General features: G+C 43.8%; 10 protein-coding genes. 7 read left to right on the plus strand and 3 right to left on the minus strand.

Going from position 1 to position 15,442, the window contains the following annotated elements:
- Positions 1–5 precede the first annotated feature (5 nt).
- The 4 genes from Q1W14_RS09790 (at position 6) to Q1W14_RS09805 (ending at position 5,458) form a co-directional block, all read left to right on the plus strand.
- Positions 6–965, plus strand: coding sequence for a glycoside hydrolase family 43 protein (locus Q1W14_RS09790; RefSeq protein ID WP_300701173.1), 960 nt, complete (start codon positions 6–8; stop codon positions 963–965).
- Between the two features lie 27 nt (positions 966–992).
- Positions 993–1,997: a family 43 glycosylhydrolase gene (locus Q1W14_RS09795; RefSeq protein WP_300701175.1), complete on the plus strand. Its 1,005-nt coding sequence runs from the start codon at positions 993–995 to the stop codon at positions 1,995–1,997.
- 22 nt (positions 1,998–2,019) lie between these two features.
- The gene (locus Q1W14_RS09800) at positions 2,020–4,053 is read left to right on the plus strand and encodes a hypothetical protein (protein WP_300701177.1); all 2,034 of its coding nucleotides are present in this window, start codon (positions 2,020–2,022) and stop codon (positions 4,051–4,053) included.
- Between the two features lie 268 nt (positions 4,054–4,321).
- The gene (locus Q1W14_RS09805; protein ID WP_300701179.1) at positions 4,322–5,458 is read left to right on the plus strand and encodes an aldose epimerase family protein; all 1,137 of its coding nucleotides are present in this window, start codon (positions 4,322–4,324) and stop codon (positions 5,456–5,458) included.
- 146 nt (positions 5,459–5,604) lie between these two features.
- Here Q1W14_RS09805 and ybeY read toward each other — a convergent pair whose 3' ends face one another.
- Together ybeY and Q1W14_RS09815 are read right to left on the minus strand one after the other, a co-directional pair.
- Complete coding sequence (gene ybeY / locus Q1W14_RS09810; protein WP_300701181.1) at positions 5,605–6,021, minus strand: rRNA maturation RNase YbeY; 417 nt, start codon at positions 6,019–6,021, stop codon at positions 5,605–5,607.
- Between the two features lie 66 nt (positions 6,022–6,087).
- Positions 6,088–7,320, minus strand: a complete 1,233-nt coding sequence (locus Q1W14_RS09815) for a nucleoside recognition domain-containing protein (protein WP_300701183.1) — start codon at positions 7,318–7,320, stop codon at positions 6,088–6,090.
- A 192-nt stretch (positions 7,321–7,512) separates the two neighbouring features.
- Here Q1W14_RS09815 and Q1W14_RS09820 point away from each other — a divergent pair, with 192 nt between their 5' ends.
- Positions 7,513–8,574 carry a glycoside hydrolase family 2 TIM barrel-domain containing protein gene (locus tag Q1W14_RS09820; RefSeq protein WP_300701185.1) on the plus strand — a complete coding sequence of 354 codons (1,062 nt, stop codon included), beginning with the start codon at positions 7,513–7,515 and terminating at the stop codon, positions 8,572–8,574.
- 60 nt (positions 8,575–8,634) lie between these two features.
- Positions 8,635–10,185, plus strand: coding sequence for an alpha-L-arabinofuranosidase C-terminal domain-containing protein (locus Q1W14_RS09825; protein WP_300701188.1), 1,551 nt, complete (start codon positions 8,635–8,637; stop codon positions 10,183–10,185).
- Between the two features lie 181 nt (positions 10,186–10,366).
- Here Q1W14_RS09825 and Q1W14_RS09830 read toward each other — a convergent pair whose 3' ends face one another.
- Positions 10,367–14,401 (minus strand): hybrid sensor histidine kinase/response regulator transcription factor, encoded by a 4,035-nt coding sequence (locus tag Q1W14_RS09830; protein WP_300701190.1) that lies wholly within the window; start codon positions 14,399–14,401, stop codon positions 10,367–10,369.
- A gap of 293 nt (positions 14,402–14,694) precedes the next feature.
- On the opposite strand from Q1W14_RS09830, the gene Q1W14_RS09835 reads away from it, so the two are divergent.
- Positions 14,695–15,442: carboxypeptidase-like regulatory domain-containing protein (locus Q1W14_RS09835; protein ID WP_300701192.1), on the plus strand; the 748-nt coding region annotated here is incomplete at its 3' end.

Raw genomic sequence — 15,442 nt, forward strand, 5'->3', positions numbered from 1 at the left:
TCGATATGAAGAAGAACTCTATTTTCCTATTGCTACTTTGCATCTGCTTTGCCGGATGTCACACGAAGCAGGCTGTTGAATCGGATTATCTACCGATAGCCGACCCTTACGTAATGCTTTATGAGGGTAAATACTACGCTTACGGTACCGGAGGTACAGTTGAGGGAGAAGGTTTCGCTTGCTTCTCTTCCGACGATTTGAAGAGCTGGAAACGCGAAAGCCAAGCGTTGTCTGCCAAAGATTCCTATGGTACTTGGGGCTTTTGGGCACCTGAAGTTTACTATATCGACTCTAAGAAGAAGTTTTATCTTTTCTATTCTACCGAAGAGCATATCTGCGTGGCAACGGCGGATGCACCGCAAGGGCCGTTCCGTCAGGCAGTGAAACAACCTGTTTGGAATGAAAAGAGTATTGATACTTCCCTTTTCATCGATGATGACGGTACCCCTTATCTCTATTTTGTCCGTTTCACGGATGGCAATGTCATTTGGGTGGCACAAATGACCGACGACTTGACCGGCATTAAGCAAGAGACACTAACAGAATGTATCAAAGTAGGCGAGCCTTGGGAACTATCGCAAGATAAACCGGCCAAGGTAGCTGAAGGCCCTTCTATTTTGAAGAAGGACGGCGTGTATTACTTGGTTTATTCCGCCAATCATTTTGAAAGCAAAAACTATGGAGTAGGGTATGCAACATCAAACAGTCCGATGGGACCGTGGAAGAAATATGAGGGCAACCCTATACTGCAACGTACGGACGGCCTGCTTGGTACTGGTCATGGCGCTCCTTTCCGTTGTAAAGATGGTAGTTGGAAATATATTTTCCATGCGCATTGGGATAGCACCACAGTACAACCACGTACATCGTTCATTAAAGATTTTGCTATTTCCGATAAGGGAATAGTCTCTATAGGTGGTGAAATTATCAGACCGCAGGTGTTGGGTAGTACTTCCGGCAAATGAAATAAATAAAGAAATGAAAATACGCTTATGAAAAAGTTATTAGTCTTATCAGTATTATGCTCTTTGGTAGCTTGCTCTTCATCGACATTAGCCAAAGAAGACAATAAGGAAGAACAACCGAAGAATGTATACCGGAATCCGGTAATTAACTACAGCCTGCCCGATCCTTCTATCATTAAAGGAGAAGATGGGTACTTCTATTTGTATGCTACCGAGGATATCCGTAATCTGCCGATTCATCGTTCCAAAAATCTGGTGGATTGGGAATATGTGAGTACGGCCTTTACCGAGCGTACCCGTCCGAACTTCGAAGAAAAAGGTGGTTTGTGGGCGCCGGATATCAACAAGATAGGGGATAAGTATGTGCTCTATTACTCTATGTCCGTATGGGGAGGCGAATGGACTTGCGGTATCGGCTGTGCTACTGCCGACAAGCCTGAAGGACCTTTTATCGACCATGGAAAGATGTTCCGTAGCGATGAAATCAATGTGCAGAACTCTATTGATCCTTTCTATATGGAAGAAGGAGGAAAGAAATACCTTTTCTGGGGCAGTTTCCGCGGCCTCTATGGCATTGAACTATCAGATGACGGACTCTCACTCAAAGAAGGCGCTACACCTCAGCAGGTGGCAGGAACAGCATACGAAGGTACTTATATCCATAAGAAAGACGGCTATTACTATTTCTTTGCTTCCATAGGTAGTTGCTGTGAGGGATTGAATAGTACTTATACTACAGTTGTAGGTCGTTCTGAGAATCTTTTCGGCCCATACGTTGACAAGAACGGCGGGCGTATGCTCGACAATAAGCATGAAGTCCTGATCCATAAGAATAATGCTTTTGTAGGCACCGGGCATAATTCTGAGATTGTGGAGGACAATGCCGGCAACGATTGGTTCTTCTACCATGCCGTGAGCACAAAGAATCCCGAAGGGCGTGTGTTAATGATGGACAAGATTGACTGGAAAGACGGTTGGCCCTCAGTAGAGGGAGCTTCTCCTTCCACAGAGTCCGATAAACCTGTATTCTAACAACAATAAAACAGATATGACTATGAGACTAAAAAGATTGTTTTTGGGGATAATGCTTCTTGCAGGCATTACGAATGTAGGGGCAATGAATGATGTCCCGGAGGATGTGTCAGCTTCCGTTTCCTTGAAGATTCCGGGAAACGATGCCCGTAACTATCCGCTTACTATCAAGAAGCAGGCTGATGACACCTATACTTGCCAGGCTGCTGATAAACTGCCGCTAAGCATCACCCGCCAAGTGGTAGAGAAAGACGGGAATCAGCGAATCACAGTGACCCTGAAAGCCTTGGAGAATGTTTATTTCAATTATGGAGAGCAGGTAAAGACAGGTTACCGTCATGATGACTGCCAGTTCTATATGCCCGGCTTTTGGTATCGCCGCAACTTGCGCTCACCTAAAGAAGCCCCTTCATTCCATACTTCGGATAGTTGGCTGATACGTGAAGACCGTCTGAGTACTCCACTCACGGCTGTATTCAGTCCCGCAAACGGCAAGTCGATGTCCGTTATCCGCATTGATAAATTTGACAAAGAAGCATTGACTACACATAAAGAGGGAGAAGTTATCCTCTCCGGGGAGACTTCCATCGGCTATACCGGTTTTGAAAATGTTGATGGAACAACGGTACTCTCTTACGGTTTTCCCTACAAAGAAGCTCCTAAGACATATATCCGCAAACTTACACTGGCCCCTGCCGTTGAGGCTTACCAATTGCTTCGCAAAGGTGATAGTATTTCCCTTACCTGGGAATTGTCAGAAAGAGCTGCCGCCGACTTCTCGGACTGTGTGCAGCGCACTTGGGAGTATTGCTACGATACCAATCGTCCACAGAAAGTAGATACTCCTTATACCATCGACCGCATGAAAGAGGTCATGAGCAACTTCTTTGTAGAAAGTTATGTAGGCAATACGCCCACCCATTATTATTCAGGTGTGGAATTGAAAACGGCTGACTGTGCCAGTACCGATGTTGCCGAAGTAGGCTTTGTAGGACGTACTCTGCTCAATGCATTTAATGCTTTGGAGTATGGAGCGCAAAAGAATCGTACAGACTTAGTGATGAATGCCAACAGCATCTTCGATACTTATCTTCAGAATGGTTTCTCTCCGGCAGGTTTCTTTAATGAAGTGGTTCATTATAATCGTGACTTTAAAGAGACTGTCCATAGTATCCGCCGTCAGTCCGAAGGTGTATATGCGATACTGAATTACTTGAATTACGAAAAGCAGCAGGGTCGTAAGCATCCTGAATGGGAGAAACGCATGAAGAGTATGCTCGATGCTTTCCTACGTTTGCAGAACCCCGACGGCAGTTTCCCCCGCAAGTTCAAAGATGACTTCTCTATCGTGGATGCAAGTGGTGGTAGTACTCCTTCGGCTACGTTGCCTTTGGTAATGGCGTCCAAGTACTTCAAAGACAAACGCTACCTAGCAAGTGCCAAGCGTACCGCCGATTATCTGGAAAAGGAACTGATCTCCAAGTCTGATTATTTCTCGTCTACGCTTGATGCCAACTGCGAAGATAAAGAGGCTTCACTGTATGCTGCTACTGCCACTTACTATCTGGCTTTGGCCACCAAAGGAGCAGAACGTGCACATTATGCCGATTTGTCTAAGAAAGCCGCCTATTTTGCCTTATCATGGTACTATACCTGGGATGTTCCTTTTGCCGAAGGGCAAATGTTGGGCGATATCGGTTTGAAAACCCGTGGTTGGGGCAATGTATCGGTAGAAAATAATCATATCGACGTGTTTATCTTCGAATTTGCCGACGTTCTGCACTGGCTTGCCAAACAGTATAACGAACCTCGCTTCTCCGACTTCTCTGAAGTAATATCTACTTCTATGCGTCAACTCTTGCCTTACGAAGGGCACCTGTGTGGCGTTGCCAAAGTTGGTTATTACCCCGAAGTAGTGCAACACACCAATTGGGACTACGGCAAAAACGGAAAAGGTTATTACAACAATATCTTCGCTCCGGGGTGGACGGTAGCTTCCCTTTGGGAACTCTTCACACCCGGACGTGCCGAGCGATACATGGGCGTATCTAAGTGATAAACCGGAACCGGGAGAAGTAACCCCTTCTCCCTTCGATCACTAATGCCTCTCATCTGAAACATTTAGGCATATCAACCGGATGTCTACTTCAATACATGCACAAGATGGTATCTTATGTTACACAAGATGCCATCTTGAGCAGCATGAGATGCCATCTTGTGCAATAGGAGCAATAGCCTTCCTCTTGCAAGGAATAAGTGATAAGCCTGTTACCCCTTAGCCTTTCATGTCTGAAACTTAAGTAAACCAAAATATAGAGAACAATATGAATAAAATGATGACTTTATTAGTCGGAGTGGTACTGCTAGTATCAGCCTGCACCGACAAACCGAGCGGTGAAACTACTGCTTCGGGCTTGAAACGTACCGACTTCCAAACTGAAGTTGACGGCAAACAAACCGATTTGTTTGTACTGAAGAACAAGAATGGCATGGAAGTCTGTATCACAAACTTTGGCGGACGTATTGTGTCTGTCATGGTACCGGACAAAGAAGGAGCCATGAAAGATGTAGTGCTTGGCTTCGACTCCATTCAGGACTATATCAAATATCCTTCTGATTTCGGCGCATCCATCGGACGTTATGCTAACCGTATCAATCAAGGCAGGATTACGGTCGACGGTGTGGAATATCAGTTGCCTCAGAATAACTATGGTCACTGCCTCCATGGCGGTCCCCGTGGCTTTCAGTATCAAGTTTTTGATGCCCGTCCTCTCAGCGATCAAGCTTTGGAGTTGACTTATCTTTCCAAAGACGGTGAGGAAGGCTTTCCCGGCAATCTGACTTGTAAAGTGATCTTTACTCTGACCGATGATAATGCCATCGACATCCGCTACAGTGCCGAAACAGACCGTACTACTGTAGTCAACATGACTAACCATTCTTACTTCAACCTCGATGGTAATCCTTCGGGAACTAACTCAGACTATTTGCTTACCATTGATGCCGACTCTTATACACCTGTAGACAGTACTTTCATGACTACCGGTGAAATAGCTTCGGTAGAAGGTACTGATATGGATTTCCGTCAGCCCGTTGCTGTAGGAGCCCGTATCAATAATGATTTTGTACAGTTAAAGTACGGTAAGGGTTATGACCACAACTGGGTTCTTAATACCCGTGGCGACGATTCCCGTCCATGTGCTACTCTCGAATCTCCCCTTACGGGTATTGTCCTCGATGTTTACACTAACGAACCGGGAGTTCAGATTTATGCCGGTAACTTCCTCGACGGTACGCTTACCGGAAAGAAAGGGATCGTGTACAATCACCGTGCTTCTGTGTGTCTCGAAACTCAGAAGTATCCCGATACCCCCAATAAACCGGAGTGGCCGTCAGCGTTACTAAAACCGGGAGAGAAGTATGATAGTCATTGTATCTATAAATTCTCTGTGAAGAAGTAAGAATGGAGTTGATTGAATAGTCACTCATCTTCTAAAGATTTCTTTGAAGCAAAAAGGGCTACACCATCTGCCTTGTATGGTGTAGCCCTTCCTATGAAATGGTGTAGCCTTGACTACTGGATGGTGTAGCCCTTTTGACTATGCCTTTATAGCCTCATTGCCAATGCTTTATTTTCCGCCTCTTCCATGATTTCCCGTTCTCCCGGTCCTTTATCATTAATGCCGCACAAATGAAGAATGCCGTGGATAATTACCCGGTACAGCTCCCGTTCATAATCATTGCCGGCAAATTGCTCCGCATTGGTGCGCACGGTGTCGAGGCTGATAAAGAGATCTCCGCTGAGGCGATTTCCTTCGCAATAATCGAAAGTGATGATATCTGTGTAATAATCGTGTTGCAGATATTGGCGGTTCACTTCCAATATCTTCTCGTCCGAGCAGAAGATATAGGCGATTTCACCGATTCTTTTCCCGTAAGTGGCAGCGACGGATTTAATCCATTCCGTGGTCTCACGTTTCTTGAGGACGGGCATTTCAACGCCGTCTGTTTGATAACTTATCATTTTATTTACGATTTTACGATGTACAATTTACGATTGAAATATCACTTTTTAAATTGAGACTATTTCTTAGAAGAAGAACATATAACTAATGATAATGGCGGCAATGATTCCGGAAAGATCAGCTATCAATCCGCAGGTTACCGCATTGCGGGTTTTGGTGATACCTACACTACCGAAGTATACAGCAAGAATATAGAATGTAGTATCCGAAGCACCACGTGCCACGCAACTCATACGTCCAACAAATGAATCGGCACCGAATTGCTTCATGGTATCGATCATCAATCCGTTGGCACCACTACCACTTAGCGATTTCATCAAGGCAGTGGGCAATGCGCCTACGAAGCTGGTATCTACCCCGAACAATCCTACTACATAACCAATGCCGTTTACTAATATATCCATCGCTCCCGAAGTGCGGAAAACTGCGATTCCAACGAGGAAAGCAACCAGATAAGGGATAATACGGATAGCTGTAGTAAAGCCTTCTTTAGCGCCTTCGATAAAGGCATCGTATACATTTATCTTCTTCCACAATCCCCACAGAATGAAGAGCAGAATGATGGAGAATAGTATGATATTGGCAATCAGTGTTGAGTAGACTCCCATTTGCTCACGGCTTATCTGTGTAAACAGATAGATAAGTGAAGCAAAGAAAAGGCTGATACATCCGATTAAGATAAGAATAGGTTTATTCAATAAGTTGATTCGTTGGGCAATGCTGACAGCGATAACTCCCACAACGGTCGAAATAGCGGTAGTTATCAGAGTAGGAATAAAAATATCAGTAGGTTGAGCAGCACCCATCTGTGAACGGTACATCATAATGCTGACGGGGATAAGTATCAATCCCGAAGTATTCAGAACCAGAAACATTACCATTGGATTGGTGGCTGTATCTTTCTTTGGGTTGAGCTCCTGAAGTTCCTTCATGGCCTTCAATCCCATTGGAGTAGCTGCATTATCCAATCCCAGCATATTGGCGGAAAGGTTCATAAAGATAGAACCCATAGCAGGGTGTCCCTTCGGTATTTCGGGAAAGAGGCGGCAGAATACTGGACTTAGCCAACGCGAAAGCGCATTGATCATGCCGCTGTTTTCGCCGATCTTCATCACACCCAGCCAGAGCGCGAGTATACCGGTTAATCCCAATGATATTTCGAATGCAGTCTTTGAAGAGTCGAAGGTAGAATTGACAAGTTGCGTAAATATCTCTGTGTCTCCCATGAATAGCAGCCTGCAAAGTGCCACAATGAAAGCAATTACGAAAAATGCTACCCAAATGTAATTTAAAACCATAAAATAATACGTTGATTCTTATGCAAAAGTAGGAATATCTTTCCATTTAGCATGCTAAAGTGGTAAGATTATTGCATTTATTGAGATACATATCCGTCATTTGGATGGTTTACGTTATTTTCTGGTAGAATAGAATTACTACAATTTCACAGTTTGCCCTACTTTTGCCATCGAACTAAATATGATAATATTATGAATATACGACAATCGTTAATCTGTTTCTGCATGTCGTTCCTGACATGTATTTCCTGCTTTGCCCAAGCCAAAGTGTGGAGCGTAGAAAAAGCTAAAGCTTGGGGAGAGAAGAACCCTTGGTATTGTGGCGTGAATTATATTCCTGCGAATGCTATTAATTATACAGCGATGTGGGATAAAACCAGCTTCTCGCCGGACATAATAGACAAAGAAATGCGTCTAATGAAGGAAACTGGTTTGAACTGTGCCCGTGTAGTGATGCAGTACGTAGTTTATGAAGACGATCCTGCTTACTTCCTTCGTACGTTGGATACTTTCCTGGGCATCTGCGATAAATACGGTGTGAAAGTTATGCCTATCTTCTTCGACGATTGCGCTTTTGGCGTGAATACAGACCCGGTGGTAGGCAAGCAGTCCGAACCCTTGGAAGGATGGTATGCTTGGGCATGGTCACCGTCGCCGGGCTATTCAATGGTAGTGGACGAGCGTACTCATGGCAAATTGGAGAAATACGTAAAGGATGTAATGACCCGTTTCAAAGACGATGACCGTATCTTCGTTTGGGATTTATACAACGAACCAACCAACACAACGATGCCCGAAAGAAGTTTTCCCCTTCTGCGCAAAGTCTTTACATGGGCACGTGAAGTCAATCCGAAGCAACCTATCACATCGGGCATGTGGAACGGCAATAAGGAATTGAATGATTTCCTGTCTGCCAACTCGGACATTATCACTTTCCATATCTATGCTCCAAAAGCTGAAACAGAAAAGGCTATGAAGGACTACGTTCGTATGGGTCGCCCGACGATCTGCACCGAATGGATGAACCGCGTAGCCAAATCTACAGTACTTGATATTCTTCCGGTATTTAAAGAAGGCAATGTGGGATGCATGCTTTGGGGTCTTGTGAATGGCAAGACTCAGACTCATCTTTGCTGGGGACATCGCCCCGAACACTTGCCTTATACCAAAGTATGGCAACACGATATTTATAAAGGAGACTTCACTCCATATAAGGTAGAAGAGATTGAATTAATCAAGAAGATGACAAAATAGCGAGGTATCAAGGTAAGAAGTTTGTTTCAAGGATAACGTTTTAACAGTAAACTTAGTAATATGAAGACACTAATAATAGCAACCGCTTTATGTATCTCCGGCTCCTTATGGGCACAGAAAGACCGGGCTGTGATTTCTATCCAGACTGACCAGCCCAAGCAGGTAATCAGCAAGCACATCTACGGGCACTTTGCCGAGCATTTGGGACGTTGTATCTACGACGGCTTTTGGGTAGATCCTTCGATGAACGTGCCCAAAGACGGACGTATCCGCATGGATATTGTAAATGCTCTGCGTGAGATTAACATCCCTAATCTTCGTTGGCCGGGCGGCTGTTATGCCGACGAATACCAATGGCGTGATGGCATTGGCGACCCTGCCAAACGTCCCACAACCATCAATAGCAACTGGGGCGGCGTGACCGAAGATAATAGTTTCGGTACCGATGAATTCATGAAACTTTGTAACTTGCTGGGATGCGAACCCTATCTTTCGGCTAATATGGGTACCAGCTCTCCAAAAGACTTGCGTGACTGGGTTGAGTATCTGAATTTCTCCGGCGATTCATACCTGACTCAACTCCGTGCAGGCAACGGACATAAGGAACCTTACGGCGTAAGTTTTTTCGGTATCGGAAACGAGAGCTGGGGATGTGGCGGACTTATGACACCCGAGCATTACTCTAATCAATATCGTACCTTCCAGGAATATGCTCGTAATTACTCCAATCATCCCATAAAGAAGATTGCCTGTGGTCCTAATAGTGTGGATTATAACTGGATGGAGGTTTGCCTGAAGAACATACCACCGCATACTTTGTGGGGCATCTCTTTGCACTATTATACCATAGCTACCGGCGACTGGGGCAAGAAAGGCTCTGCTACCGGCTTCGACGAAAAAGAGTACTTCGGCGGAGTTAAGAATGCCCTCTTTATGGAGACATTGCTAAAGAACTATTCTTCTATCATGGATAAGTACGACCCTAACCGCAACATTGCTTTGGTAGTAGACGAGTGGGGGATATGGACCGATGTGGAACCCGGCACGAATCCCGGCTTCCTGTTCCAGCAAAACAGTATGCGCGATGCCCTTATTGCTGCTTCTACGCTCAATATCTTCAATAACTTCTCGTACCGGGTACGTATGGCCAACCTGGCGCAAGCCATCAATGTGCTTCAATCATTGATATTGACTGATAACAGCAAGATGTTGCTTACGCCTACCTATCATATCTTTAAGATGTTTAAAGCACATCAAGACGCTAATCTGCTACAGTCCAACGTCAGCGCCACCGACTATCAATATGGTACGGAAAGCATTCCGGGACTGAACGTTTCAGCCTCAAAAGATGCGGCAGGCAAAATACACATCTCGATTGTGAATCTGAATCCTAAGAAATCGATACCTGCCAATGTCCTGCTGAATGGTTGCGCCGTAAAACAGGTGAAGGGGGAGATTCTTACTTCCACCTCGTTCAACGACTACAATACATTTGAGAATGCCAACAAGGTATCTACCCGTGAATTCAAGAATTTCAAGAAGGAGAATGCCAACAGTATCAATCTGGAATTGCCTCCGCTGAGTATTGTAATGCTGGAAGTTCAGGAATGATAGCAAGCTTGCCTATTACATAAACGACACCCCGTACAGACTATCTGTACGGGGTGTTTTTTGATCGTTTGTTGGAAGTATACATCCAGTGCATTGGATCTATATATCCAGCGTACTGCATGTATATATCCAGCACGCTGCATCTATATATGCGAGAACTCCGTTATATATCCTTCTGTTTTTATGCCTGAACCGGTGGTTGATTGCCTCTGTTCTTCGCAAAATCTTTGGGCAATACTCCGAACTGCTTCTGGAAACTTTTTGAGAAGTAGGACAAGGAGTGGATACCCACCAGCATACAAATCTCGTTGATACGGTATTCGCCTTCTATTAACAGTTCCGCTGCTTTTTTCAGACGGATGATACGTATGAAATCGCCGGGGGTGAGTTCTGTTATACCCTTTATCTTCCGGTGCAGACTGGTGCGGCTCATATTCATCTCTTCGGCAAGGTTGTCGATATTGAAGTTCTCGTCGTCCAGGTTCTGCTTTACTTTCTCTGTCAGCTTGTTCAGGAAGTCTTCATCCGCTTTGTTCTGCGCCATGCTGTTGGTGGCGATGTATGGATTGTTGGCAAAGTTCTGGCGAAGCTTCATCCGGTTTTCAAGTAGGTTGTTAATTTGCACTAATAAGTGGGGCATGGAGAAAGGTTTCTCTATGTAGGCATCGGCTCCATTTTTCAAGCCCTCTATCTTGTTGTTCAAGGTCGTTTTGGCTGTCAGCAAGATGATGGGAATGTGGCAAGTTTCTATGTTCGACTTGATGGATTTGCAGAGTTCAAGCCCGTCCATCAATGGCATCATTACGTCGGAGACAATGAGGTTGATAATATCTTTCTTCAACGCTTCCATTGCTTCTATGCCGTTGTCGGCAATGATAATGCGATAATACTTGCCTAGCTGGTTGCGGAGGAATGTTTGTAACTCTTCGTTGTCTTCAACGATCAATATCGTTTCCTTGGCAGAAGTCGATATCTCGGGCGAGAGAGAAGAAGAGATGTCTTCTTCATCTTCTTCAGTACTGTCTTCTACCATCATTTTCCCGCTTTCTTCAACTTTGGCGTCCGTCGAAGGCACATTAGTGGGAATTTGTACGACGAATGAAGTATCTTCAGCTTCTTCATCAAGAAACAGTTTACCGTGATGTAACTGTACCAGCGAAGTAGCTAATGTAAGCCCGATTCCGGAGCCCGGCTGCGAAGGTTGGTCGGCTTCTTTTATCTGAAAGAAGGCTTCGAAGATGCTTTGTCTCAGTTCTACGGGAATCGGTTTACCGTCATTCTTTACCGTTATCTGGAAGTAGTGCAGGTCTTTATTCTCCTCAAGTATTATTTTGATGTACGAGGACGAATACTTCACGGCATTGTTAAAGAGATTGCTGCATACCTTGGTTACGGCTTCTTCATCGACTGATGCCAAGACTGTATGTTGAGGACACTCCAGCGACATTTCCAAATGCTTTTGCTTGGCTGTAGGTTTAAAGCGGTAGTAGGTGTTCGTAACCAGCTCATTGATGTTTCTTACTTTCAAAGAAAGAATGAAAGCTTTAGATTCTATTTTCCGGAAGTCCAGCAGTTGGTTCACCAATACAAGCAGGCGATCCGTGTTTCTCTCCATGGTTATCAGGTTGTCTTTGACCTCGCATGCATCGGGCTGGGAGGTGAGGATGTAGTCGAGAGGTGCCTTTATGAGGGTTATCGGTGTACGAATCTCATGAGCAATGCTTGTGAAGAACTCTATTTTGGCTTTGTAAATTTCTTCTTTCTTCATCTGCTCCTGATGTTCAAGCTTTTCTTCCACCTGCTTTTTCTTTTTGGTGAAATAGTATCTGAATAGCGAGAATAGAATGCTTATAATCAATAGGACATAAAGTGTATAAGCCCAAGGTGTCTGCCACAGAGGAGGTATGATTTCAATCTTTATTTGAGTCTCTTCGCTACTCCAGTCATAACCGTCTTTGGAGTATTTGATGCGGAAAGTATAACTTCCCGGTGGGATGCTGTTGTAGGAGATGCGGGTAGCGTTGTCTATGTGGTTCCACTTCTGGTCGATGCCTTCGAGCTGGTAAGCATATACCCCGTTACCCTCAGTAGAATAGTTCAATGCAGAGAAACTGAAGCTGAAAGTGGCTTGGTCATAGTTCAGGCGTATGACATCGGCGTATGGCATTGCTTTATTCAGTATGCGGTTCGTGCTGTCTGCTTTCACTTCCTGGTTGAAGATGTAGAAGTCGGTGAGGACTACAGAATACTTGTTTTCGTTGGGACGGAAGTTCCGGGGGGTGAAAGAGACAAAGCCGTTTATACTTCCGAAGTAAAGAGTGCCATCCTGTGTCTTGATACCTGAGTTATAGTTGAATTGTTTGCTTTGCAATCCGTTAGGCAAGTTGTATAGAGCTTCAACGGACATTGTCTCGGGGTTGAAGTTCACCAAACCATTGTTGGTGCTCAGCCAAAAGTGGTAGTTGTCGTCTTCCAGTATCTTATAGACAACGTTACTGGGCAATCCTTCTTTGGTTGTGATTCGTGTGAAAGTTCCGTCATTACTGTTGTACCGGCAGAATCCCCCGTCTTCGGAGGCAAACCACAGGCGTTGTTTGCTGTCTTCGAGGACGCAAGTGATGCGGTCATAGCAAAGACTATATGGATTTTTGGCATCGTAACGGAACGTTTTTATCTCCTCGTTCCGCGGATTATAGCGGACTACTCCTCCATTGAAGGTGGTAAACCAGATAAATCCGTCTTTGTCTTCAATGATATCGCTGATAAAAGCGCCATTGAGAGGTTCGAATATCTGGAAACCATCTGTTTCGGGAACATAGATATAGGTTTGTGTAGTAGAACCTATCCAGGTGACATTACGCTTATCGGTGTATATGGCAAATATGTCATTATTCAGAATAGAATTCGGTTGTCCGTTGCGCTCGTAATGCTTGCATTGGTTCGTTTTCAGGTCAAGAACATCAATACCTCTTGTAAACGTACCTATCCATAATTTGTCATTCGATAAGTTGAGGCATTGAATGTTATTAAAAGATATCTTGATGGGCTTGGTCGTTTCAGAGATATTCGTGAAAGTTCCCGTCCGGATATCGTAGTAATTTAGTCCGTTGTCTTCGGTGGCTATCCACAAATTTCCATGCTTGTCATTGACAAACTCCCGAACCCGGTAGCCGCTGATAGAATTCTTGTAAGCAATAGGGTAGAAGTTTTCAAAAGAAGAATACTGTTTGGGAATGTAATCTACACCTCCGAAGTAACTCCCTATCCATATTCCTCCCTCTTTATCTTTATATATGGCATAGATGGCGTTATCAGAAAGTGACAGGTTATTGAAATCCTCGTGAATGATATGCTGCGTAGTGCCATCTTTCAAGATGTAAATGCCGCTTTCTGTCCCAATCCAGTACTCCGTATCGGAAATCTTCTCAATATCTCTGATGTACACATCCGAATTGCGCGTTTCGTCGATGGGTAACTTCTCGGAGACTCCGGTTTCTTTGTTAATCAAGAATAGACCTTTATTCAGAGTACCAAGCAGTATATAGTGCTCTTTATAATCGCAGATAACAGTAGGCAGGTTGGTGTTTTTAGATAAGAAGGTGGTTTCATCGGTTTCTAAGTTATACTTTATTATGCCTATATCAGGAAGTGCTGCATAAGCCATACCATTCTCTTCGACGAATAGGGCCCTTGGAATGACCGACGTATAAGGGGCGAATTTATCGTTCAGACAATATAGTTTGTTTTCCTCTTGTTTGAAGAGGAATAAGCCATTTCCGCATAGAATCCATACTCGTTGCTTCTGATCTATGAATATCTTGTTTACATAGCCTTGTATTTCTTCCTGCTTGTCTGTTTTCAGGTCAAAGTTCGAGAAGTTTTCTGTATATGGGTTATAGAGTGATATGCCCAAGTCAGTACCCAGCCATAAGGTTCTATTCTGATCTTCATTAATACTGAAAATCATACTGTTTCTTAACTCATGTACAGAGTCGCCTCGTTGATAGATTTTGAAGTCATGTCCGTCAAAACGGTTCAGTCCATTCTTGGTTCCTATCCAAATGAATCCTTTACTGTCTTGGAAAATACTCATTACGGTATTCTGAGACAATCCGGAGTTATTGTTATAGTGCTTGAAGTAATAGGAGTTCTGTTGAGAGAAGATATTTCCCAGGCAGAAGAGTAGTAACAGGAGAGTAGATGTGATTTTCTGCATAAGCTTAAGTGTGTGTATCCGTTAGATTAAGTGATACAAATCTATGAAATAAAAGCGAATAGGTGTTTAAATATTATGTATAAATAGGTGTCTTGAGGCGTTTTGGCAGAAAAACGCTAAGAATGGCAAAATAGAGCTTTTTTTGAGTAGATTATTATCTAATGGCATTGTGGTGAAATGGCTGAATAACGTTATTTTTTGGTATTGTGCGGTCAAGGTTTTCATTTGATAGGACATACATTTGCATTGTCAACTTGGCAAGATTTTATTATTAACTTTAAACTCTGTTACTTATGGATTATTTTAATTCGCATACACGACAAGCGAATTCTCGCTGGTGTATGTTTCTTACTTTCCTTTTATTATCCATAGTTCCTCTTTTGGCTCAGCAAAGAGAAATTACTGGATTGGTTTGCGACCCGAATGGTGAACCTTTGATTGGTGTGAACGTAATTGCAAAAGGAGGTAGTGGTGTAGGTACCATTACTGATTTTGAAGGAAAATTCCGCTTAAAGGTTGAGAACGAAGCTACTCTCGTTTTTTCTTATATAGGGTACACATCTCTGGAAAAGAAATTAACGAAGAATGAAAGCTTTCTGCGTATCACAATGAAAGAGGATGCGGAATTACTGGATGAGGTTGTTGTAGTGGGCTATGGTACAAAACGTAAAGGTGGCGTAAGTGCTGCGGTAAGTTCTGTTAATAGCGATGATATTGCGCGCTCCACTTCCACAACAACTGCTGGGGCAATAGTGGGTAAAGTGGCTGGTATCACTTCCCGTCAGAAATCAGGAGAACCTGGTGCGAGTGCTAATATACAGATACGTAATATGGGTGATCCGCTCTATGTTATAGATGGTATCATGACGGATTCCGGTTCATTCAATAATCTGGATATTAATGATATTGAGAATATATCCATATTGAAGGACGGTGCTGCGGCAATCTATGGTATGAAGGCGGCTAATGGTGTAGTTCTTGTAACTACAAAGAATGGTAAGAAAGGCTCGAAACCAACTGTTTCGGTCAATTCGTATATGG

Origin of the sequence: Bacteroides sp., from assembly GCF_030151085.1 — a bacterium.
Classification (GTDB): Bacteria; Bacteroidota; Bacteroidia; order Bacteroidales; family Bacteroidaceae; genus Bacteroides.